This is a genomic window from Enterococcus villorum (assembly GCF_007990225.1).
GTDB classification, from domain to species: domain Bacteria; phylum Bacillota; class Bacilli; order Lactobacillales; family Enterococcaceae; genus Enterococcus_B; species Enterococcus_B villorum.
In genome coordinates this window covers 50,247-74,990 of record NZ_BJWF01000002.1, presented here as the reverse complement: position 1 = coordinate 74,990, position 24,744 = coordinate 50,247, and the positions used below count along the sequence as shown (strand labels likewise).

At 35.4% G+C, this 24,744-nt stretch carries 20 protein-coding genes; 2 read left to right on the top strand and 18 right to left on the bottom strand.

The genetic code is table 11. The features are described 5' to 3' along the window. Positions 1 to 108 precede the first annotated feature (108 nt). The 8 genes from EVI01_RS01565 to uvrB all read right to left on the bottom strand — a co-directional run bounded on the left by EVI01_RS01565 (position 109) and on the right by uvrB (position 12,107). Positions 109 to 1,236 (bottom strand): hypothetical protein, encoded by a 1,128-nt coding sequence (locus tag EVI01_RS01565; RefSeq protein ID WP_010752055.1) that lies wholly within the window; start codon positions 1,234 to 1,236, stop codon positions 109 to 111. 801 nt (positions 1,237 to 2,037) lie between these two features. Further along, positions 2,038 to 2,973: a DNA-binding protein WhiA gene (gene whiA / locus EVI01_RS01560; protein WP_010752056.1), complete on the bottom strand. Its 936-nt coding sequence runs from the start codon at positions 2,971 to 2,973 to the stop codon at positions 2,038 to 2,040. Between the two features lie 34 nt (positions 2,974 to 3,007). After that, entirely contained in the window at positions 3,008 to 4,006 is a 999-nt protein-coding gene (locus EVI01_RS01555) for a gluconeogenesis factor YvcK family protein (RefSeq protein ID WP_010752057.1), read from the bottom strand. Continuing rightward, positions 4,003 to 4,887 (bottom strand): RNase adapter RapZ, encoded by an 885-nt coding sequence (gene rapZ, locus EVI01_RS01550; protein WP_010752058.1) that lies wholly within the window; start codon positions 4,885 to 4,887, stop codon positions 4,003 to 4,005. The genes EVI01_RS01555 and rapZ overlap by 4 nt, the downstream gene beginning before the upstream one ends. A gap of 149 nt (positions 4,888 to 5,036) precedes the next feature. After that, entirely contained in the window at positions 5,037 to 5,756 is a 720-nt protein-coding gene (locus tag EVI01_RS01545; protein WP_010752059.1) for an amino acid racemase, read from the bottom strand. A 3-nt stretch (positions 5,757 to 5,759) separates the two neighbouring features. Further along, positions 5,760 to 7,025: a D-aspartate ligase gene (locus EVI01_RS01540; protein ID WP_025480710.1), complete on the bottom strand. Its 1,266-nt coding sequence runs from the start codon at positions 7,023 to 7,025 to the stop codon at positions 5,760 to 5,762. A gap of 243 nt (positions 7,026 to 7,268) precedes the next feature. Beyond that, positions 7,269 to 10,103: an excinuclease ABC subunit UvrA gene (gene uvrA / locus EVI01_RS01535; RefSeq protein ID WP_010752061.1), complete on the bottom strand. Its 2,835-nt coding sequence runs from the start codon at positions 10,101 to 10,103 to the stop codon at positions 7,269 to 7,271. Positions 10,104 to 10,112: 9 nt separating this feature from the next. Further along, positions 10,113 to 12,107: an excinuclease ABC subunit UvrB gene (gene uvrB, locus EVI01_RS01530; protein ID WP_010752062.1), complete on the bottom strand. Its 1,995-nt coding sequence runs from the start codon at positions 12,105 to 12,107 to the stop codon at positions 10,113 to 10,115. 188 nt (positions 12,108 to 12,295) lie between these two features. On the opposite strand from uvrB, the gene EVI01_RS01525 reads away from it, so the two are divergent. Together EVI01_RS01525 and EVI01_RS01520 are read left to right on the top strand one after the other, a co-directional pair. After that, positions 12,296 to 13,894 (top strand): amino acid ABC transporter substrate-binding protein/permease, encoded by a 1,599-nt coding sequence (locus EVI01_RS01525; RefSeq protein ID WP_371171746.1) that lies wholly within the window; start codon positions 12,296 to 12,298, stop codon positions 13,892 to 13,894. 1 nt (position 13,895) lies between these two features. Then, complete coding sequence (locus EVI01_RS01520) at positions 13,896 to 14,633, top strand: amino acid ABC transporter ATP-binding protein (RefSeq protein WP_010752064.1); 738 nt, start codon at positions 13,896 to 13,898, stop codon at positions 14,631 to 14,633. Positions 14,634 to 14,734: 101 nt separating this feature from the next. On the opposite strand, the gene dnaJ is transcribed toward EVI01_RS01520, so the two are convergent. From dnaJ to EVI01_RS01470, 10 genes are all read right to left on the bottom strand, one after another. Beyond that, positions 14,735 to 15,901: a molecular chaperone DnaJ gene (gene dnaJ / locus EVI01_RS01515; RefSeq protein WP_010752065.1), complete on the bottom strand. Its 1,167-nt coding sequence runs from the start codon at positions 15,899 to 15,901 to the stop codon at positions 14,735 to 14,737. A 343-nt stretch (positions 15,902 to 16,244) separates the two neighbouring features. Next, a complete protein-coding gene (dnaK, locus tag EVI01_RS01510; protein WP_010752066.1) occupies positions 16,245 to 18,077 on the bottom strand; it encodes a molecular chaperone DnaK in 1,833 nt (610 codons plus the stop codon). Between the two features lie 47 nt (positions 18,078 to 18,124). Next, positions 18,125 to 18,688, bottom strand: a complete 564-nt coding sequence (gene grpE, locus EVI01_RS01505; protein ID WP_010752067.1) for a nucleotide exchange factor GrpE — start codon at positions 18,686 to 18,688, stop codon at positions 18,125 to 18,127. A 46-nt stretch (positions 18,689 to 18,734) separates the two neighbouring features. Beyond that, the gene (hrcA, locus tag EVI01_RS01500; RefSeq protein WP_010752068.1) at positions 18,735 to 19,778 is read right to left on the bottom strand and encodes a heat-inducible transcriptional repressor HrcA; all 1,044 of its coding nucleotides are present in this window, start codon (positions 19,776 to 19,778) and stop codon (positions 18,735 to 18,737) included. A 244-nt stretch (positions 19,779 to 20,022) separates the two neighbouring features. After that, on the bottom strand, positions 20,023 to 21,189 hold the full coding sequence (gene hemW / locus EVI01_RS01495; protein WP_010752069.1) for a radical SAM family heme chaperone HemW: 1,167 nt from the start codon (positions 21,187 to 21,189) through the stop codon (positions 20,023 to 20,025). Between the two features lie 89 nt (positions 21,190 to 21,278). After that, entirely contained in the window at positions 21,279 to 22,658 is a 1,380-nt protein-coding gene (locus EVI01_RS01490) for a tyrosine-type recombinase/integrase (protein ID WP_010752070.1), read from the bottom strand. Between the two features lie 146 nt (positions 22,659 to 22,804). Then, positions 22,805 to 23,161 (bottom strand): CPBP family intramembrane glutamic endopeptidase, encoded by a 357-nt coding sequence (locus EVI01_RS14250; protein ID WP_146811494.1) that lies wholly within the window; start codon positions 23,159 to 23,161, stop codon positions 22,805 to 22,807. A 263-nt stretch (positions 23,162 to 23,424) separates the two neighbouring features. Next, on the bottom strand, positions 23,425 to 23,859 hold the full coding sequence (locus EVI01_RS01480; RefSeq protein WP_010752071.1) for an LMxysn_1693 family intestinal colonization protein: 435 nt from the start codon (positions 23,857 to 23,859) through the stop codon (positions 23,425 to 23,427). 97 nt (positions 23,860 to 23,956) lie between these two features. Next, positions 23,957 to 24,508, bottom strand: a complete 552-nt coding sequence (locus EVI01_RS01475; RefSeq protein WP_010752072.1) for an EF0163 family protein — start codon at positions 24,506 to 24,508, stop codon at positions 23,957 to 23,959. Further along, a complete protein-coding gene (locus EVI01_RS01470; RefSeq protein ID WP_010752073.1) occupies positions 24,505 to 24,735 on the bottom strand; it encodes a hypothetical protein in 231 nt (76 codons plus the stop codon). Before EVI01_RS01470 ends, EVI01_RS01475 begins: the two co-directional genes overlap by 4 nt. Positions 24,736 to 24,744 lie beyond the last annotated feature (9 nt).

The window sequence follows — 24,744 nt, the reverse complement described above, 5'->3', positions numbered from 1 at the left end:
TTTCTCGGCGTATGAGAAGCGTCAATTTTTTACTTTTTCCTTTGATCACTCTTTCTAAGATTTAAAAAAACTTCTTCCGACATCGCTATTTTCATCTTTCATTTTCCGTCATTCTTTTGAAATAAAAGTATTCTCCCCTGTTAATTTTTGCAGCGATTGGCATCTTTCTTTCAAAGCAAGCATAATGCTGTCTTGGCTTCTCTGTTGCGCTTTTTCAGTGATTGCTTCTAAACGTCCCTTTTTTGATATAGGTTGTAAAGGACAATATTCACTTACTATGACTGAAGGTCTCTTTTGTCTTTCTACATGCTGAAAGATACTCATAGTTGAAGTACCTGCTTCTTTATTAGGAGGATTAATGTCTTTTTTTATTGTTTCGTCGTATACAAATTTACCTTGTTCATTCACAGCAAAATCAAATTCTTTAGCAATGAGAGTCAGTTGTTTTCCCTTTTTCCTTTCTCTTTCTATGTAATTAAACAACAGTACTCTCAATTCTTCTATAGACACACCAAATTTTTTTAAAATGAACTTTTCATTTTTATTGTTTAGCGAAATTTCACTTGGGTTATCTTTTTGTAAATATAAATGAGCTTGATTATGATTTTTTTTAAGCTCATAGATGATACAAGCATCACGAAATCCAGGAGCACTTTCCAGATCCTGTTGAAGTTCTGTATGTATCCTTAAAATAGGGAAGCCTCTTTCTATTTTTTTTTTCGCATAATTTTTTCTAATTTTGACAATTTTATCTTCCTCCATCTGAAGCACCTTGGATATTTCATGAATACTTTTCTCTTCTTTTAATGCACCGACAATATAGCTTTCCAAAATGTCTGATTTTTTGCATCTCATAAGTTTAGTCGTTTCACGAATAAATTCAGGAATCATAGTTTTATATTTAAGTGTTTTCTTGATATAATCATAACAAGCGTTCTCAATTTCTTTCACTTTCACTTTCAGCTGATCGGTCAATTCATATTCAGACACCCCATTGAATAGTTGACGCGCGATATATAATTTCCTTTTTTTTAAAACCAATCTGTAAGATATATCGTTGTCACGTGCGATAAGATATGCCGGTATACCTTTCTGGATTTGTTTAATAAGATATTGGTCTTTTATTTTTTCCAATTCATGGCTCCTCAGCCTTAAATAGTTTTTGACAATTTTCCAATCATTATGCTTATCATACATTTCTATGGCTTTATCATAATCTACTCTTTCTTTTGGCACTTTTTTCATCCTTTCTATTTTAAAAGACATCTTCCTAGTTATTTAATTTTAATCATATCTTTTGATCCTATAAGAACTTTTTTTTAGAAAAAAAGAAAAAAGAAGAGAGAGCCTATTCATTTACTAAAAATAGTTAACTTATATTTTCTCAATAACAAAGAGCATGTCGATTGAAAAGATTATAAAAAAGAACTTATGGTAACTATAAATAAAAAAATAGGATTCATTATTGCACCAAATAATGACACTCTAGTTATCAAGTGTTTTCACTTTATTCTGCATCAAATGTAACAAGATACGAAAGCAAGAAAATCTAAATTTATAGAAAAATTTCAAAGTATTCCAAAAAATTTTTGATATAACTAAAGGGATAAAATCAATGACGATTGATTTTATCCCTTTCTTTCCTTATATGTATTATTTAAAAGTAGTATAATCTCTACGTTTTTTATTTCATTCCTTTTTTCTAACAAATAAAAAATAACACTACTTGACAACCTCTGTTAAAGAAACGTCATCAACATCCAGTGACATCCCATGATAACTGATGAAAGTTAAATCAGCCGATTTAACTTCAGGTGTTATGTCGAATGTTTGATTAAAATTTTTTTCAATCTACTCTTTTCACATAGAAGATAATACTACTATTCGGAAAGTACCTCGACACTTAATTTATAAGGTCAAAAAAACAGTTACTCTTTGAACACGTTTAAAGAGTAGCTGTTTTCTATGTTCTATAATCAATGGGAATGGAGATTTAAGTTCCTCTTGCCTTTAAAGTCAACGAGAAAACTAAACGAATCAGACCGCCTCTTCTCGTATTTTTTCGGCAAATTCATTGATTTTTCTAATTCGATGATTGATTCCTGATTTTGAAATAGCTCCAGATGGAATCATTTCTCCCAATTCTTTCAGACTGACTTCAGGATGTTGCAAACGTAATTCGGCAATTTCTTGCAATTTCTCAGGCAAAGCATTTAGTCCAACTCGGCTTTCAATTAACTCAATATTTTCAATTTGTTTAGATGCTGCATCAATCGTTTTATTCAAATTAGCTGTTTCACAATTTACCAATCGATTCACTGAATTTCGCATATCTCGCACAATCCGCACATCTTCAAAACGTAGCATCGAATTTGTTGCTCCGATCAAAGTCAAAAAATCAGCAATTTTTTCTGCGCCTTTCAAATAAGAGATATAACCATTTCGTCGTTCTAATGTTCTGGCATGTAACCCATAATAATTTAACATATCACAAATATCTTGATTGTGTTGTTCATAGATTGAGAATATTTCTAGATGGTAACGGCTGGTTTCAGGATTGTTCACAGAACCAGATGCCATAAATGCACCTCTTAAATAAGAACGCATTTTTTGAGAATTGCCCATAATTTCATCAGAAACATGTCCATTAAACATCAAGACATCCATGATATCCAAATCCATCAATACGTTTTTCGTTCCTTGTTTTAAACGAACGATGTAGACGTTATTCTTTTTTAATTTCATTTTTTTTCGAACGAGTAACTCGCTTCGAACATTGTAATGATCTTTTAAAAGAGAATAGATACGTCTAGCGATAGCTGCATTTTCTGTTTGTACATTCAAGATAAATTGTTGATTAACAATTCCTAAAGAACCATTCATCCGCAAAAGTGCAGCTAATTCTGCTTTGGCATGTTCACGGTGAACTTCAAGTCCAGTCAGTTCTTTTTTAACATCTGCCGCAAAGGACATTCTATTCTCCTCCTTTCTTTTCGTGACATTCGATTTAATATTTTGATCCAAAAACTAAGCGGAATAACTCTTCCACTACTTTTTCCCCATCATGAAATACGCCACCATTTTTTAACTCTAAAAAATCAGTTGAAATAACACGACAACCTTCTTTTCGTAATCCATTAAAATCATGTGTCACTTGGACAAGATATTCATCATAAATATCTGGGTCCATATATCCTTCAGGTACCTTTTCTGTATTAACAAGTACAGTATCGATAAACGGTTGCTTTAAATGTTCATGTAATACTCGTATGTGATCAGCATCAGTAAAATGTTCGGTTTCACCTTTTTGAGTCATAATATTACAAATATAGACAACTTCAGCATCTGTTTTCGCTACTGCTTCGCCGATTTCTGGAATGACCAAATTAGGTAGAATACTTGTAAATAAACTTCCAGGACCTAACACGACCATATCAGCTTCCAAAATAGCAGCAATAACTTTTCGTGCAGGTTTTGCTTCGCTATCATCCGATGTATTTCTTACATACACATGATCAATCGTTTTACGATCAATTGCAATTTTTGACTCACCAACAGCTGTTGTTCCATCTTTAAAAACAGCATGTAAAGTTAAAGGAGTTTCAGATGAAGGGTAGATATGACCATCAACATGCATCATTTTAGATAAAAGTTGTACAGCATCATAGGTACTTCCTCTCATTTCTGCCACAGCAGCAATGATCAAATTACCAATTGTATGATTTGCTAAAAATTGATCTTCTTTTTTAAAGCGATACTGAAAAATATCTTCGTAGAATTGCGGCATATCAGACAAGGAAACAAGTACATTTCTTAAATCACCTGGTGGGGCCATGGCAATCATTTCTCTAATTTCTCCACTACTACCACCGTCATCTGCTACAGTCACGATTGCTGTAATATCTGCCCCTTGATTACGCAAACTTTTTAAGATAACTGGCAAACCTGTTCCACCGCCAATTACTACGATTTTAGGTTTTCTTATGCGATATGTTTTCATTTTCACGAACGATTCACCGTCTCTTTCCGTTTGTCTTTATCACGGTGAGTTACATTGACTTTATATTTTTCACTTAGTGACTTAGCTAAACGTTCGGTTAATGCAACTGAACGATGTTGTCCACCCGTACAGCCAATAGCCACCGTCAAACTGCTTTTACCTTCTTTAATGTATCCTGGTAAAACGGTCTGTAATAAGTCCAAAAACTTATTATAAAATAATTCCGTTTCATCAAAAGACATCACATAATCATATACAGGTTGATCTTTACCTGTTAACGGTCTTAATTCAGGAATATAGTGCGGATTCGGTAAAAAACGAACATCCATGACAATATCTGAGTCAATAGGCAAGCCATATTTAAATCCAAAAGAAACAAATTCGATACGAAATCCTTGATCTCCCTTTGATTTAAAGGTCTGATTGATTTTTTCTCTTAATTGACGTGGCGTCAAAGTTGTCGTATCAATGATCACAGATGCTTGTGTCTTTAAATCATTTAATATGGCACGCTCTTTGCGAATCCCTTCTGTTACTAATCCATTCATCGCCATTGGGTGTGTGCGTCTTGTTTCCTTATAACGTGCTACCAACTCTTCATCAGAAGCATCTAGAAATAAAATAGACGTGTCAATAAAATTGGTGTTTTCAATTTCGACTAACATATTTTGGATTTCTTCAAAAAAAGAACGAGAACGTAAATCTACTACTAGGGCCATTTTCGTTACTTTCCCTGACTCTTTGATTAATTCCCAAAACTTTGGAATAAGATTAGGCGGCATATTATCAATACAAAAATACCCCATATCTTCAAAACTTTGGATTGCTACCGTTTTCCCAGCCCCACTCATTCCAGTAATAATTACCAATTGTAAATTATCAGCCATCTTCAAATGGCCTCCTCTCATCGTTCTTTTTAAAATTATATCATTCCGGGCGTATCCTTACTAGTTAAAATATTCTTAAGTGAATTTCCTACAGATAAAAAGAGGGACAAATACCTTAGAGGATATTCGTCCCTACTAAATCATTTCAATTAATTATAAAATATTGTTTCGCGATTTTGTAATGCTCGTTCGATTGTTCGATCAGCCAAAATTGATTGAGCATCAATAACTGGATAATTATTTTCTGGTGCGTATTCTTGCATTAATGACAATTCTGTACATCCGAGAATCACCTTTTCACAATCAAAACGCTCGATCGCTTCTTCTAAAATAGCGTAGTATAACTCTTTGTTTAAAAAATCAGATTCTTTGATATCATGATAAATCAAGTGATTGATCTTCGCTTGTAACTGATGATCAGGTATCACTACATCAAACCCTAACTTTTTGACTTCTTTTTCATAAATACCGGCTTTCATGCTACCTTCTGTCCCTAGAATAGCTACTTTACCTGAAGTATTTTGACGAATTAATTCATTCGCTGCTTCTCTTGGCATATGAAGAATTGGAATATCTGTCATCGCTTGTAATTCATCAAAAAAGTAATGAGCCGTATTACACGTTAAAACAATAAAGTTAGGCTTTAATAAATTTTGTTTTTCAATATCATCTAATAAATAAGGAATTGGGTTTTCTTTTTTATTATCCAAAATATAAGCCGTGCGATCAGGAACAGTCGCATGGTTGAACAACACATAATTTAAATATTCCTGATCTTTGGTCGCTTTTGTTCGATGATTGATTAAACGGATAAAACTTTCCGTTGCCATCGTACCCATTCCGCCCAAAACGCTAAAAAAGTTTTCCATGAATCAGCCCTCTTTCACATGAAAGTATTTTTTAAATCGTGGAATGTAGTTTCTGAACATATACTTCATCAACAACCAACGTTTGATGGACTGATCTTTCTCATAAAAAACAGTCGTTCCAAAACGATTTTCTTTAATCATTTTTTCCGCAATTTTTTTATCGTCATTTTCTTTTGCATAAGCCAAAAAGATTTTTTTAGGTACACCCATCCATAATTTTGCTGTATTGGATTGACTTGTTCCATAAGTCGTTTCTGTAAATGGTTTTTCAAACACGCGATCTTCTGTCACAAATTTTGCTAAGTTTAAACCATTTAGTGTTACAAAGAAACTACTTCTTCCTTGTCGAAGATTGATTTCAAATAGTTTATATTCTCCATCTCTAGGGTCGTATTTCATATCAAAGTTAGCAAAACCCGTGTACTCAACGTCTTCTAAAAATTTCTTGATGGTTTGATAAATTTTTTCATTATAATCTGGCATAATAACCACGTAATTACCAATCGAAGCAGGAGTCGGGTCTTCTAATAAAGGATGCCCTAAGCACATCATTCTTACTTGATGATTTTCATCCACATAAGCATTTAACACACGCATATTACTATCATCACCAGGAATAAAATCTTGGACAATCATTTCGCTTTTATACCCAGCTTCATAAATTCGTTTTAAAATCAAATCAAATTCTTCCCGATTATCAATGATAAACGCTTTTTTTCGCCCTTCAAATTGAACAGACAAGTATTCCACACTATTTGCAGGTTTTAGCGCAACTGGAAATCCAAAAGGTAATTCTCGCTTCAATCTTCCCTCAACCAACATTTCTTCTCGAACAATCAATGTTTTTGGATAAGGCAATTTGTATTCTTCACATACTTCATAAAAACTTACTTTGTTGATCAAGCGTTCAAATAACGAATAATCAATGTAAGGACAAATAAAATAATTTGAAAGCTCTTCTTTGTGTTGAGAAATCAACTCTGCATAAACATCACCACAAGCAATCAATAAATATTTTTTCGTTTTATCTGAATATCTTTCTTTTGCTAAACGTCGCATTGATTCCATAAATATTGGATCTTTGTCAAAGCCAGGGATTACTTCTACTTTGACAATTTTACTATAGCGAGTAGGCGCTAATTGATTGGAAGCATAAGCTTGACATACTTTGCCATAGGCTTCATGAAATGAGCGCGCCATTCCATATACGTTCATATCACTGCCTAATAAAATAGGAATAAATTCTTCATTTACATTACTGTTCATTATTATCTCTCACTTACCTTACCCATAATCTCTAGTTTTTCTTTACTAACTACACAAGGAATATAATACCATAAAGAAAAAAGCAATCAAAGGAATCTCCTCCGATTGCTCAATTCTTTTTTGAACGGATTGAACTTATAGGAAGTTTTTATCTATACTAATTTAGTGTAGAAAGAACAACCATATCCGTATTTTAGTGAATACTAGTTAATAAAACAAGATCAGACATTAGTTTTTAATTTTTTTTTAACTATCCAATTTGTTTTTTTTCATTATTTTTTTCAAATATTGCCCTGTGTAGCTGTCTTTCACTTTGATGATCTCTTCTGGTGTCCCTATGGCTAAAATTGTCCCACCGCCTTCGCCACCTTCTGGTCCAAGATCAATGATATGATCCGCTGTTTTAATTACATCAAGGTTATGTTCAATCACTAATACCGTATTTCCTGCATCGACTAAACGTTGTAACACATCAAGTAACCGTGCAATATCATCCGTATGAAGTCCAGTTGTTGGTTCATCTAAAATATAAAAGTTTTTACCATTTGAAATTTTGTGTAGTTCACTGGCTAGCTTCATCCGTTGTGCTTCACCACCTGATAAAGTTGTAGCTGGTTGTCCCATCGTTACATACCCTAATCCGACATCAACAATCGTTTGTAATTTCCGATGAATCTTAGGAATAGGTTGAAAAAATTCCACAGCATCTTCTACCGTCATTTCTAAAACATCCGCAATATTTTTTCCTTTATAATGAACTTCTAACGTTTCAGAATTATAACGTTTTCCATGGCATACTTCACATGGAACGTAAACATCCGGCAAGAAATGCATCTCGATTTTAATAATTCCATCACCTCTGCATGCTTCACAACGACCACCTTTGACGTTAAAGCTAAAGCGACCTTTTTTATATCCACGCATCTTCGCTTCATTAGTTTGAGCAAACAAATCTCTGATATCATCAAATACGCTTGTATAAGTAGCTGGATTGCTTCGAGGAGTTCTACCAATTGGACTTTGGTCAATATCGATGATTTTTTCAATACTTTCATAGCCAGTAATTGTTTTGTATTTTCCTGGTTTAGCAGAATTATGATTGATTTTTTGAGCAAGCGCACGTTTAAGAATACTATTGACCAATGTACTCTTACCAGAACCAGACACACCAGTTACAGCTACAAATTCACCTAAAGGAAATTCAACCGAAACATTTTTCAGATTATTTTCTGTCGCTCCAGTGATTTTTATTGCTTTGCCATTTCCTTTGCGACGATCAGTAGGAATTGGTATACGTTTCTTCCCTGATAAATACTGACCAGTTAAAGAATGCTGATCAGCAGCTACTTCCTCAGGCGTACCAGCAGAAACAATTTCTCCACCTTGATGACCAGCACCAGGTCCGACATCAATCAAATAATCGGCTGCACGCATGGTGTCTTCATCGTGCTCTACGACTACTAAAGTATTACCCAGATCACGCATTTTCTTCAGAGAGCCAATCAAACGATCGTTGTCTCTTTGGTGAAGTCCGATGGAAGGTTCATCTAAGATATAAAGAACTCCTGATAAATTAGAACCAATTTGGGTCGCTAACCGAATGCGTTGCGCTTCACCACCCGATAAAGTACCCGAAGCACGACTCAATGTTAAATAATTTAAACCAACATTTTCTAAAAAAGACAAGCGATCATTCACTTCTTTTAAAATCGGACGTGCAATGATTTTTTCTTGTTCTGAAAGTGTCAGATTAGCAAAGAAATGAACTGCTTTTTGAATGGATAATTCATTGGTTTGACCAATATTTGTACCATTTATCTGAACAGATAACGCTTGTGGATTTAAACGATAACCGTGACATGTTTGACAAGTCAGTTCAGTCATATATTGTCTCATTTGCTCTCTTGTAAAATCACTGTTTGTCTCATGATAACGGCGTTTGATGTTCTTTAATACGCCTTCAAACGTTGTCTCTACGTCTCGGACACCACCAAAATCATTTTCATAATGAAAATGAAATACTTCGTCTGTCCCGTTCATTACGATTTCTTGGTGCTCCGTTGGTAATTCTTCAAAAGGCGTATCTAAGTCAATTCCATAACTTTCACAAGCTTGTGCTAGCATTTGTGGATAATATTGAGAGCTGATCGGATTCCAAGGAACAATAGCTCCTTGACTTAACGATTTGGTACGATCAGGAACCACTAAATCTTGGTCAACTTCTAATTTCACACCCAATCCATCACAATCAGGACACGCACCAAATGGAGCATTAAAAGAAAATAGTCTTGGTTCAAGTTCTCCAACAGTAAAACCACAATACGGACAAGCGTAATGTTCACTAAAGAGCATTTCTTCTTCACCGATTACATCAATTAGTACATATCCTTCCGCTAAACGCAGCGCTGCTTCAATGGAATCAAATAAGCGTGACCGAATTCCCTCTTTTAGAATAACACGGTCGATAACAATAGCTATATCATGCTTTTTGTTTTTTTCCAGCTCTGGCACTTCACTCAAATCATAAATTTCACCATCTACACGAACACGGACATATCCTTCTTTTTGGATACGTTCAAATACTTTTTTATGTTGCCCTTTTTTCTTCACAATAATTGGCGCAAGAATTTGAATTTTTGTTCGTTCCGGTAATTCCAACACTTTGTCTGCCATTTGATCAATTGACTGACTTGTAATCTCAATATGGTCGTTTGGACAGATTGGATGACCGACACGAGCAAACAACAATCGAAGATAATCATTAATCTCAGTGACCGTTCCCACGGTTGACCGTGGATTTTTACTAGTTGTTTTTTGATCAATTGAAATTGCAGGACTTAATCCATCTATACTATCAACGTCTGGTTTGTCCATTTGCCCTAAGAATTGTCGGGCATAAGCAGATAGACTTTCTACATATCTTCTTTGTCCTTCTGCATACAACGTATCAAATGCCAACGAACTTTTACCAGAACCCGACAAACCTGTCACAACGACAAATTTGTCTCTAGGAATCGTCACATTTATATTTTTTAAATTGTGTGCTCTTGCACCATGAATAATAATTTTATCGTTCGCCATGTAATCCCCCTACTCTGAAGCCTTTAATTCAAGAATCATGTCTCGTACATTTGCGGCTGTCTCGAAATCTAACGCTTTAGCAGCATCTTTCATTTCTTTTTCTAATTTCATTAATAAGGTTGCTTTTTCTTCTCTAGACATTTCTTCATACGATACTTGAACGGTTTCTTTGGCCTCATCCTCTGATTCTTTCGTAATTGAGATTAAATCACGAATCTCTTTAATGATCGTTTTTGGCACAATGCCATGTTCTTGATTGTATCGTTCTTGAATACTTCGTCGTCTGGCTGTTTCGTCAATCGCTTTTTGCATCGAGTCGGTCACTTTATCCGCGTACATAATCACTTTCCCTTCAGCATTTCGCGCAGCCCGACCAATTGTTTGCACTAAAGAACGTTCGCTACGTAAAAAACCTTCTTTATCGGCATCTAAAATAGCGACAAGAGATACTTCTGGTACGTCAAGTCCTTCACGCAATAAATTAATTCCGACAAGTACGTCAAATTCACCTAAACGAAGGTCACGAATAATTTCAGTCCGCTCTAACGTTTTGATGTCACTATGAAGATATCTAACTTTAATTCCTAATTCTTTGAAATAGTCGGTCAAATCTTCTGACATTTTCTTGGTTAAAGTTGTAACAAATACACGCTGATCTTTTTCTACACGTTCATTGATTTCTCCTACAAGATCATCGATTTGCCCCATGATTGGACGTACTTCAATTAACGGATCTAACAGACCAGTTGGACGAATGATTTGTTGAATAACCGTATCTGTTTGTTCATATTCATAAGGCCCTGGTGTAGCAGAAACGTAAACGATTTGGTTCACATGCTTTTCAAATTCCTCTAGTCGCAATGGACGATTATCTAAAGCGGATGGTAATCGAAAACCGTAATCTACTAACATTTGTTTTCTTGCTCGGTCACCATTGTACATGCCACGGATCTGCGGCATCGTCACATGTGATTCATCAATAACAATCAACGAATCCTCAGGAAAGAAATCAAGCAATGTATAAGGGGGTTCCCCTTCTTTACGGCCATCCATATGGCGTGAGTAATTTTCAATTCCAGAAGTATAGCCCATCTCTAACATCATTTCGATATCATAATTTGTTCGTTGCTCCAACCGTTGGGCTTCAAGTAATTTATTTTCATTTCGTAGAACCATTAAACGTTGTTCCAACTCTGTTTTAATATTCCCGACAGCTTGCTCCATATGTTCATCATCCGTCACGAAGTGGGTGGCCGGAAAGATGGCTACGTGTTCTGTCTCCCCTAATACTTCGCCTGTCAACGCATTCACTTCGCGGATTCTTTCGACTTCATCTCCAAAAAATTCAACACGTAGCGCACGTTCATCACGAGAGGCCGGAAAGATTTCCACGACATCACCACGCACTCGAAAACGACCGCGCTGAAAATCAATATCATTTCGTTCAAACTGGATACTAACAAGCTCACGAATCAATTGATTACGATCAATTTCAGCTCCCTTTCTAATGGAAACAACTTGTTTTTGGTACTCAAAAGGTGACCCTAACCCAAAAATACAAGAAACAGAAGCAATGACGATCACATCATTTCGCTCCAGTAATGAACTAGTCGCCGAATGTCGTAATTTATCAATTTCGTCATTTACGCTAGAATCTTTTTCAATATAAGTATCACTAGAAGGAACATAAGCTTCCGGTTGATAGTAATCATAATAAGAAACAAAGTATTCAACGGCATTGTTAGGAAAAAATTCTTTAAATTCTCCATACAGTTGTCCAGCGAGTGTTTTGTTATGAGCAATAATCAGTGTTGGCTTATTTACTTTTTCGATTAGATTCGAAACAGTATAAGTTTTCCCAGTTCCCGTTGCTCCTAGAAGTATCTGTGCTTTTTTCCCTTCAATGACACCATCCACTAATTGGTTGATCGCCTCAGGTTGATCGCCTGCTGGTTGATATTTTGACACCAATTCAAAGTGTCGGGAGGTATCTCTTTCTATCATTTTTCATCCTCCTTTTCGTTCTTTCCTCTTCATTTTACGACCACAAAAAAGAAAAGGAAAGCAAAGGCATTCCTTATTTGACTATTATACCACACCGAACATACTTTCGCCAACGTTGTGTTCTCTTGTTAAAAGCAAAACAACAACCATCGTATGTTATATTTTATCACATAGATTGTAACAAACAGATGATTATTTTTATGTTTTCAATGTCCTCAACTTGTAACAATTATTACTTTTCACTTATAATAAAAAAATATGAAAAATTATTTATTTTTAGGAGGCTGATTATGAAAAAAAAGCATTTGTTTCATCCCATTATTTTCATAATGATAGGACTTATTACATTTGTACTTAGCACCTCTGTGCATGCAGATGATAAAAATATAGAAGAGTCAAGTACAAGCGAAACAATGAAAAAAATAGAACCCAAAAAAGAGACTTATGTGATTGCTAGCGATTCTGCTTTCGCTCCCTTTGAGTTTCAGAACGCTGAAGGCAAATACGAAGGCATCGATGTTCGCTTAATGGAAGAAATTGCTAAGCTACAAGGTTTCACCGTACGCATGGATTATCGCGGTTTTTCTGCCGCTTTACAAGCACTAGATTCAGGACAAGCTGACGGAGTAATCTCAGGCATGACCGTTACTGACGAGCGTAAGAGAAGCTACGATTTCTCAGACCCTTACTTTGATAGTGGCATCCAAATCGCTGTAAAAAAAGGCGACAAATCAATTAATTCTTACAAGGATCTAAAAGGAAAAAAAGTTGGCGCCAAAGTGGGAACTGAAAGTGCTGATTTTTTAAGTGCCCATGAAAATCAATATGGCTATACGATCAAATACTTTGATGCTGCTGATCAACTATACGATGGTCTAAAAGTCGGAGCCATTGATGCCATGATGGATGATTATCCTGTCATTGGATACGCCATTAAAAACGGGCAAGAATTAGCAACTCCCATCGCCAAAGAATCTGGCGGTCAATATGCTTTTGCTGTCAAAAAAGGGCAAAATCCTGAACTTTTACAAATGTTCAATGAAGGTCTAAAAGAATTAAAACGGACAGGTAAATACGATAAAATTCTTGACAAATACATTTCAACTGATACTAATACCACCGCTAATCAAAAAAACGAATCAACGTTAATAAGTGTATTACAAAACAACTATAAATCTTTACTTAAAGGATTATGGAAAACTATTTTACTGACATTGATTTCATTTGCTTTAGCTTTAATTGTCGGAGTCATTTTTGGTTTATTTAGCGTCGCACCGATTAAGGCGTTACGAACGATCGCTACGATTTATGTTGATATTATCCGTGGTATTCCAATGATGGTTCTTGCATTCTTTATTTTCTTTGGCTTACCAGGTATTGTTGGCTTTACTATCCCAGACTTTATTGCTGGAGTCATCACACTTACCTTGAATGCAAGTGCTTATATTGCCGAAATCGTTCGTGGTGGAATTAAGGCTGTGCCAGTTGGGCAAATGGAAGCCTCTCGCAGTTTAGGACTTTCTTACAATCGGACAATGCAAAAGATTATTCTCCCACAAGCAATTAAAATTATGTTGCCTTCTTTCGTCAATCAGTTTGTTATTTCTTTAAAAGATACAACGATTATTTCAGCGATTGGCGTAGTAGAACTGTTACAAACCGGAAAAATAATCGTGGCACGCACGACACAGAGTACGTATGTTTACCTCATCATCGCTATCATGTATTTGATCTTAATTACGATTCTAACAAAATTAGCGAAAGTTTTAGAAAAGAAGGTGAAATAAGATGGCAGAAAAAATTTTAGTGGAACATCTTGTAAAAAAATATGGAGACAATACTGTTTTAAACGATATCAACGTTTCGATCAACGAAGGAGAGGTTGTCTGCATTATTGGTCCTTCGGGTTCAGGAAAAAGTACATTTTTACGATGTTTGAATCGATTGGAAGAACCAACAGACGGCGAAATTATCATCGATGGCGCACATTTAATGGATAAGAATACCGATATCAATTTAATCAGACAACATATTGGTATGGTCTTTCAACATTTCAATCTTTTTCCTCATTTATCCGTGCTAGAAAACATTACTTTAGCTCCAATGGATTTGAAGAAAGAGTCAAAAGAAGAAGCAGAAAAAAAAGCAGTTAAACTATTACAAACTGTCGGTCTCGAAGATAAAAAAGACATGTACCCAGAAATGCTTTCCGGGGGACAAAAACAACGAGTTGCGATTGCACGAGCTTTAGCAATGAATCCCGATATCATGCTCTTTGATGAACCGACTTCTGCGCTGGATCCCGAAATGGTTGGCGACGTACTAAACGTTATGAAAAAATTAGCTAAACAAGGGATGACCATGGTCATCGTTACACACGAAATGGGTTTTGCCAAAGAAGTTGCCAACCGCGTCATGTTTATTGATGGTGGTAATTTCCTTGAAGATGGCACGCCTCAACAAATTTTTGAACACCCACAAAACGTACGAACAAAAGATTTCTTAGATAAAGTATTAGATATTTAACTTACAAAAAGAAAAAAGAGGAAAAATTTAGCTTTACCTCTTAAAAGCAAGAATTAAAAAGAGCAAATCGACAAGTATACTTACTCATCGATTTGCTCTTTTTATTTTCTTTTCTTACCGCCAAAAGCATCTTTGACTTTATCAAAGAAACCATCTTCTTGTTGCTCTTCTACTTTCATTCCTCCAGCAGCTGCAAATGCACGTAGCGCTTCACGTTGCTGTTCATTTAAGTTTTTAGGTGTGATTAATTTTACTTTCACATGCTGGTCGCCAGTTGCTCCACCACGAAGTTTAGGCGCTCCCTTACCTCTTAAACGGAAGTTCGTACCGGTTTGCGTTCCAGCAGGAATTTTTAATTTCACATCCCCATGAACCGTTGGAACCTGTACTTCATCCCCTAACGCTGCTTGAACAAAGCTTAATGGCAATTCATAATAAATTTCAGAGCCATCACGATCAAAAATATCACTTTCTTCTACACGGAATACCACATATAAATCCCCAAATGGCCCTCCGTTTTCTCCTGCTTCACCTTGTCCTGCCAAACGCATTTGTTGGCCTTCTTCCACACCGGCTGGTACATTCACTTTTACAGAATGTGCTTTCTTTTCATGACCAGAGCCATGACAAGTTGGACAAGGTTCTTTTATCTCTTTCCCTGTGCCATGACAAACATCACAAGTTTGACGACTCATCACACGTCCAAGAGGTGTTTGACGTTCAACATTAATTGTTCCTGATCCATGACACTTATGACAAGTGGTTGGTTGCGTTCCTGGTTTTGCTCCATTACCATGACACGTATGGCAGGTTTCTTCACGGTTGTACTTAATTTCTTTTTCCACGCCAAAAATAGCTTCTTCAAAAGATAAATCTACTGTATATTGTAAATCGGCTCCTTGTCTAGGTGCATTGGGGTCCACTGTACGACCGCCACCGCCAAAGAATGAATCAAAGATATCTTCAAAACCACCGAAGCCACCACTAGAAAATCCACCAAAACCGCCAAAGCCACCACCGGCTCCACCAGCTCCATAATTTGGATCTGTGCCAGCATGTCCATATTGGTCATATGCTGCACGCTTTTGTGGGTCACTCAAAATTTCATAAGCTTCCGATACTTCTTTAAATTTTTCTTCTGCATCAGATTCTTTGTTAATATCTGGATGATACTTTTTTGATAGCTTGCGATAAGCTTTTTTAATTTCGTCTTCAGAAGCTCCTTTTGAGAGTCCTAAGACTTCGTAATAATCACGTTTTGTTGCCATAGGCTTTCCTCCTATTGGTTCTCATCATTTCCACGTCGCTTGTTATCATATCATATTTTTACTAAAACCAAAACTGCAACTTTGTAGTATTTTCAAAAGAAAAAGCCAAAGTAGCAACTTTGGCTTTAAACATGAGTAGTTCTAAAAATACAGATCGATAAAAACAATAATTTTAAATCCCCTCTTTATAGACCCAGCTATTCTTAGCAACCACTGCCTAATGAAGCGTTCAAAGACCTTCATTTTCTATTAACAAGTCTAGATAAAGAGTCACCCTTACCCTTTACCCGAAACTTGTCATTGATCAAAAGATAGTCTAATTGCGTCTACTTTGATGAGTGAATTATTTTTTATCGTCTCCATCGACTTCTTCAAAGTCAGCATCTACTACATCATCTGCGCCACCTTGAGCTGCTTCTGGATTTTCTTGTGCTTGTTGTTGCGCAGCTTGTTCGTATAATTTCACTGTAAGATTTTGAACGATTTCATTCAAGGCATCACGTTTTGTTTTCATTTCTTCGATATTATTTGCTTCTACAGCTGCTTTCAATTCATCGCGAGCTGTTTCTGCTTTCTTCACTTCTTCTTCGTCCACTTTACCTTCTAATTCTTTTAGTGTTTTGTCAACAGAGAATAGTAAGGCATCTACGTCATTACGCAAATCAACTTCTTCTTTACGAGCTTTGTCCGCTTCAGCGTTTGCTTCAGCATCTTTCACCATACGTTCGATTTCATCATCCGTTAAACCTGAAGACGATTTGATAGTGATTTTTTGTTCTTTTTGGGTTCCTAAATCTTTTGCTGAAACATTAACGATACCGTTTTTGTCAATATCAAAAGTTACTTCGATTTGTGGGATACCACGTGGTGCTGCCGGAATATCTGTCAATTGGAATCTTCCTAATGTTTTGTTGTCAGCAGCCATTGGACGTTCCCCTTGTAAAACATGAATGTCTACAGCAGGTTGATTATCTGCAGCTGTTGAGAACACTTGTGATTTACTTGTAGGGATTGTTGTATTACGGTCAATTAATTTAGTAAAGACACCACCCATTGTTTCAATACCTAATGATAATGGTGTAACGTCAAGCAAGACAACGTCTTTTACGTCCCCAGTGATCACTCCACCTTGGATTGCAGCTCCCATCGCTACTACTTCATCGGGATTCACTGATTTATTTGGTTCTTTACCAGTTTCTTTTCTTACAGCTTCAACAACTGCTGGAATACGTGTGGAACCACCAACCAAAATCACTTCATCAATTTCAGATTGTGACAACCCAGCATCTTTTAACGCTTGGCGAACAGGAATTTTTGTACGTTCTACTAAATCAGCTGTCAATTCATCAAATTTAGCACGAGTCAATGTCATTTCTAAATGCAATGGTCCAGCATCACCTGCAGTGATAAATGGCAAGCTAATTTGTGTACTTGAGACACCAGATAAATCTTTTTTCGCTTTTTCAGCTGCATCTTTCAAACGTTGTAAAGCCATTTTATCTTGCGAAAGATCAATGCTGTTTTCTTTTTTAAATTCAGCTACCATATAATCAATGATTTTGTTATCAAAATCATCCCCACCTAGATGGTTATCACCAGCAGTAGACAACACATCAAACACACCATCACCTAATTCAAGGATTGATACGTCAAATGTACCACCACCAAGGTCAAATACTAAGATTTTTTCATCACGATCAGTTTTATCTAAACCGTAAGCAAGCGCTGCTGCAGTTGGTTCGTTAACGATACGTTCTACTTCTAACCCAGCAATTTTACCCGCATCTTTTGTTGCTTGACGTTGCGCATCATTGAAATAAGCAGGAACAGTGATCACCGCTTTTTCAACTTTTTCACCTAAATAATCTTCAGCAAATCCTTTGATATATTGCAGAATCATAGCAGAAATTTCTTGAGGTGTATATGATTTTCCTTCTACTTCTACTTTGTATCCAGCTTCACCAATGTGGCGTTTGATGGAAGAAATTGTATTTGGATTTGTTACTGCTTGACGTTTTGCAACTTCTCCTACTTGGATTTCACCATTTTTAAATGAGACAACAGAAGGAGTTGTACGATTACCTTCTGGATTTGCGATGATTTTTGCTTCATTTCCTTCTAAAACAGCAACAGCTGAGTTTGTTGTACCTAAGTCAATACCGATAATTTTACTCATAATTAACGTCTCCTTATTTCAATTATTATTCTATCTATATTATGACTTTATTGTGCGACAATTACCATCGTTGGTCTTAATACACGGTCATGTAGTTTGTATCCTTCTTGCAATACTTCGACAATTGTATCAGCCGAAAGTTCCTCGGTTGCAGGCACTGTTTGAACTGCTTGATGAAGATTCGGATCAAAAGCCTCACCTTTTGCAGGAATTTTTTCGATTCCTTCTTCTTTAAGTGCTTGTTTAAGACTTTCTAATACCATTTCGACACCTTTTTTTAAACTTGCTCCATGGTCGTCTGATACATCAGTTGCCAAAGCACGTTCCAAGTTATCAATGGAAGGTAATAATTTTTTTGCTAAATCTTGTGAACGATATTTTTGTAATTGTTCCCGTTCATTTTTCCCACGATTTGCCATGTTAGCAATCTCTGCACGGGCACGCAAGAACTTATCTTCCATTTCTTCAAGTTCCGCTTTTAAATTTATCAGCTCGAATTCTTCTGCTTCGACATCAGAAACCCCTGAGTCCTCTGTAGCTTCCGTATCGATTTCGATATCTTCTTGCACATCCGTTACTTCTTTATCTAACTCTTCTTGGTTTTCTTTCACGATACACTCTCCCTTTCGTTATTCAGTCAGTTATTTGTTTCATACATTATGAACCAGACAAATCAAGTGATCGATAATAATCAGCAAGTTTCATTGCTAATTCTTGACGATAAACATCCACCAAACCCAACATTTTAGAATAAGGCATATTTGTTGGTCCTAGCAATGCTATTGTACCTCGACCGTGCCCAGTAATCTCATAACTTGCTTGAATCATACTCATATTTTGCAAAAGATCATTTCCTAATTCAGAGCCAATTTTAATATGAATGTTACTGTCTGTTGGAACAATCATTTGTGTTAATTCATAAGTGTCTGTCATAAACGAAAACATTGATTTGAATTGATCAAGATCTTGATGGGGTTCATAATCTAACAGATTCATTTGCCCACTTACATAAATTTTGTCTTCAAACGCATGCCCGAGTACCGTGTCAAAAAGATTAGATATCCCTTCAGTAGTCTGAAAGTACTTATGCAAGATCATTGGTATTTCCGTTCGCAATTTATGGTAAACCGTCATTAATGGTTCGCCTACTAAACGATCATTAACAATACGAACAATTTTTTCTAAATCTTGACTTCCTAAGTATTCAGGAAGCGTAAAAACTTGGCTTTCTACATTTCCTTTATCTGTTACCACAATAGCAATTACTTGACGACTATTTAAAGGAACAATGCGAAATCCAGTCAAGCGGCGGTCTTTGATTTCTGGTCCTAACGAGAAGGTTGTGTAACTAGTCAGCTCGGATAAAATCTCAGCAGATTGTTTAATGATCTCGTTAATTTCATGAAATTCTTTACTTAAAGACTGCCGAATCTGCTGCAAATCATCATTTGTTACACGAGCAGGTTTAAGCAAATGATCCACATAATGACGATAACCTAACGCAGAAGGAATCCTTCCTGAGGATGAATGGGTTTTAAGTAATAGACCTTCATCTTCTAAAGCTTTCATGTCATTACGAATCGTTGCTGAACTCGCCTCGACTCCTTCTTCCATTAATGTTTTGGAACCAACGGGCACGCCACTACTCGTATAGCTTTGGATGATTAGACGTAAAATATCACTTTGTCTTTGTGTTAACATCTTCCTCACCTCTCATTAGCACTCATAGTTTCTAAGTGCTAACCCACTTACTAATATAGCAAGAAGCGAATAGTGTGTCAAGAAAAATAGCTCTCTTTTTAGCACTCTAGTTATGCGAGTGCTAAAAAGAGAGCATTCTCTCAAAAAGGGTATTAAATCAAGTTTTTCTATCGTTTGAACTACTACATTTTTTATTATTTCCTTGAATCAATACACAAACTTAAACATTTCTTAGTTTTTTCAACTATTTTTCTAGCAAAAATCGTTCAAATACATTATTCCCTAAGAAAGTACCCTTAGGCGTTAAATATATCCGTTTTTCTTCATTCACAAGTAAACCTTCATAAACTAAATCATTCAATACTTCTGAATAAAGAGATTCAATCGTCTGATGGTAACGGTCATAAAAATGCTTCTTTAAAATACCAGTTTTCTTTCTCAAACCAAGAAACATTTCTTCTTCTATTTGATTTTTCATTGAAAGTTCTTCGATCTCTAAAACTGGTAATTTTTCTTCTCTTAACGGACGTAAATAATGTTGGATCGGTCCTTTATTTCGGTAACGTTTATTTTCAAGATAACCACTTGCCCCTGCACCAAATCCAAAATAATGCTCATTATTCCAATACATCAAATTATGCTGTGATTCATAGCCAGTCATGCCAAAATTACTGATTTCATATTGATGGCGGTTCTGTTTTTCCATTGCTTCTATCGTTTCTTCAAACATGCGTGTTTCAGTTTCTTGATCAGGAAACTGTAGTCTACCTTGTCGCACCCAATTCATAAACATTGTTTTATTTTCCAAAATCAAGGAATACAATGAATAATGCGGCAAATCTAATGCCAAAGCTTGATGAAGTGTTTCTCTATATCCAGCTAATGTTTGTCCAGGCAAGGCATAGATCAAATCAATACTCACATTTCTAAAATTTTCTTCTTCTAAAAAACGCATGGTTTGGTAAACATCTTCTGCGGTATGTTTACGACCAATTTTTTTTAATAATTGATTATCAAACGTTTGAACGCCCATAGATAAACGATTTACACCATAATTTTTCATTACTCGAAGTTTTTCTTGAGTTAAGTCCCCAGGATTTGCCTCAACAGTAAACTCTTTCCCATCTTCAAAAGGCAAAATATCTCTTGCTCCAGACAATAGACGATCTAATTGCTTGGCAGATAAAGATGTCGGCGTTCCCCCACCTACGTAAAGGGTCTCCAATTTCTTTACCGGATATTTTTCTATCATAATTTTCATTTCTTTTAAAAGCATCTCCACATACTCATCCACTGGTTGACCTTCCAAAAAAACTTTATTAAAGTCACAGTAATAACAAATATGCTCACAAAAAGGGATATGGATATACGCAGAAACCTTACGCTCTATGGAATTAATTGTTTCATTCATGAATATAACTTCTCCTTACGTCGAAAAGTCGTACTGATTTTCGACCACTCTTATATACGCATACTAAACGTATTTTCCAAACAAATCCACTAAAAAATCCAAGAATCGACTTCTTGGATCACTTTTTCTTTCGTAGCGCTGGTGACTTGGTTATAAATTTCAAGTGTGGTTTTCATATCGGAATGCCCGACACGATCCATAATCGCTTTGATTGGCACACCTGCTTCTGCTAAAAGTGAAATATGCGTGTAACGAAAGGTATGTGTCGTGACGTGTTTTTGAAACGCAGGATATTTTTCTCTTAAGATATCTTTCACGCATTTCACTGGCTTTTTATTATTTCCACGTCCATTCATAAACTCATTAAAGGAATGATAAACGACTGGTGTGCCATTTTGTGTCTGGAAAATCGTGGGCGAAAAAAGAAAGTTTGCGGAAGCCTTCACCTTTTTATGATAGGCAGTTTGGTTTTTTCTTTGATATGTCTTTATAAAAGTTCCTTTTTCTCGTTGTTTCATCTCTTTTTGTCGCTCTTCGTTCACTTGGATACGATTTTGAATGATCGTAAGAGAACGATCGTCTAAATTAATTTCTCGAATGGAGGAAATAGTTTTTGGTGGATTGCGTATGTATTGCTCAATCGTTCGCCCAGCTGCCACTACACCTTCATTGATTAACAATTTTTTGGCAGAGAAATTCACTTTTTCAATAGTCAATGCACTGAGTTCACCAATCCTCAAGCCATTTCGAATTAGAAATTCTGTTACATCCAAGTAAAGTTTGCCCATCTTATTGATTTCATGATTACTTTCATATTTCTCATCGATTGCTTGTAAAAGTATACGGATTTCCTCTTTTTCTAAAAATTTCTTTTTCCTACGCTGAATCGCTGGAATTTTTCGATCATTGGGGATTTTTAAGATAATCTTATTCAAATCGAATAGGACTAAATCATGTCGGTAGCCATAAGCGAGAATTTGTTTAAGTAAGGAACGAATCTTTTCTAACGTGGCTTTTTCTAGAAACGTTTTGGTTTGTTTGGAGCGGATCAACAAGATATCTGCCCAAGCTCCTTCCACGAACAAAGGAGTCAGTTGTTGCAGTCGCAGATTATCGGCAAAATGGGGTTGAAGGTATCGACGAAGTATTTCTTTTTGATACTGGACAGTTGTTTGACGTACTGTTGGCGACCAAGCTTTTAACCAAAGAATCGTCAATTCACCAAACGTTTCACAATGGTTCTCTTCAGCAAACATTGGATACTTTCTGAACTCTTTTTCAATCTGTTCCTTCAGATAACGCAACGCTTGTTTTTCGCTTTTGAAACCTTTTGCTTTCCAATTGACACTTTTCTTTTTCGTCTTCTCTTTTACTGGATCATAATAGGTTTGAAAGGTTCGTAAATAACTCTTTTTATCAATGGTTGTGTAGGAACTTCGTAAATACTGTTTCCATTCTGATAACTGCAACCACTCCCCCTCTTTTCTTTTACAAACTTTTCTTTTTGTAAGTCGTTAGAATTTTCTGAGTTAAACCTCTTTCTAAGACAATTTATTGATTGTTAAAATAAAAAAGCCATCCTTATAAAAGGACGGCTCAATAAATATAATAAAATTTAATAAAGTAAAACCAACATGACAATAAAGTTATAAGCAAAATGTACAGTTATTGAGTACCAAATATTTTTTGTTTTAATATAGATGTATCCCAAACACAATCCTAAGATTATATATGACCAGAACATGTAAAAATTCGAGGATAAAACGGTCTGGTGTCCAATTGAAAATAAAACAGAAGATAAAAATAATGTTACATATTTTATAATAGCTGAATGATTTAAACATATCAGGCAAAATCGATTAACTATTTCTTCAATGAAAGGTGCGAAAATCAAAGCATTCACAATTGAAAACCAAGTAAAGGAAACATCATTTATTTCAATTCCTTGATTGAACAAAAGATAGGATAACATGTAAAAAAATAAAAAAATTAAAATTAAGGAAATAATCACTAACTTAATACATTTTAAAAAATTGATTTTTTTTAAATCATTTAACAATACTTTACGAAAAAAAATACTTCCCAATAAAAGAAAACAAGCACCCAATAGAAATTGATCGTTATCGTAAAAGATTAACCAACGTGTACCAAAAATTAAAACTATATAGTAAAAATAAGTAAATGATATAACATAAATTACTTTTTTACACCCATATAAGCATCACTCCTGTTTTACTACTGTGCAATATCTTCGTACCAAGTTAAATTATTTGTATATGTTACAGTACCAATTTTTTTATTAGCGTATCGATCATACTTATCGTATCTGGAAGTCACCTTCCCAGTAACTTTATATCTTTTTGCTTTCATTGAAGTAGATATCTCACGTCCTAATTCTAAAGATAATTTTGCAGGACCTATCACTCCTTCTATTTTACCTTTAATCCATGTTTTTGTCCCCTTGTTTATTGTTCCTACGAATGTTCTACCTGTTTGCTGATAACTTATAATTTTACCATTTTTGTACAAATAACCACTTGTTGAGCGAGATAATAACTCTGAAGGGCTTTCCCCTATTACCACACTTTGTTCCGCATTTACTACTGAAGGAAAAGATAATACTACTACAAAAAAAGAACAGACAAAACTATATACCCATATTTTTTTCATTTTCCTTTCTAAAATAAGATACTTTATTTTAGAATGAAAGCGAATTCCCAAGTGAACTATTTTTTCGAAAAAAATAAAAAATAGTTCATTCAGTCTATCAATACTCCTGTTTCAACGTATTATAAGTCATCTCCGCAATTTTTCCATCTTCCACTTTTGCCAATAACAAGATACGGATGGGAGAACCATTTTGAATACAGTCCAATAAAACGGCATATTCTTCTTGATCATTTTGATAAATGGAAGTCACTTTTCCTTCACTTCCTAAAGCATTCCCGGTTTTGACATCAATGCCATTCATTTTGATACATTCTTCCGTCATGAGATCTTTTAGTTTCTCGTTGCGGTGATTGAGGTCTCTGAAATTGGCATAAGCTTCTCCGTATTTTTGTAATAAGACGGTGTTGTCTTCTTTTTCTTTGGTTTGTTCTGTTGATTGCTTTTCTTCTGTTTTTTCTTTCTGATCAGTTGATTCGACTGTCTTTGTATTTACTTTAGTTGTTTTTGTGGTATCTGTTTCAATAGACCTCATGATTGGTCTGCTTTCTTCAGTCGTTATTGTTTCCTGTCTTGTTTCTTGTTGCCCACATGCTCCTACAAAAAATGTTAAACAAAGAAAACCAACGAAAAGAAACACTTTTTTCTTCATTGATTTACCTGCTTTCGTTGATTAATTGGTACTCTGACCATTGCTTTGGCATAAACAATCTGTGAGCGTCTACCTGTTGAAAATTTTATTTTATACTCTTTATTTTTAACTGTAACTAAATAGCCATCTTCAAACCGACCTACCGAAAATTCATTTTTATGGCATTGAAATTTTTCACAAATTTGGTTGATCTGTCTTCTTGTTAATCCTGAATGTGTAAAGAACATTTTGATTCT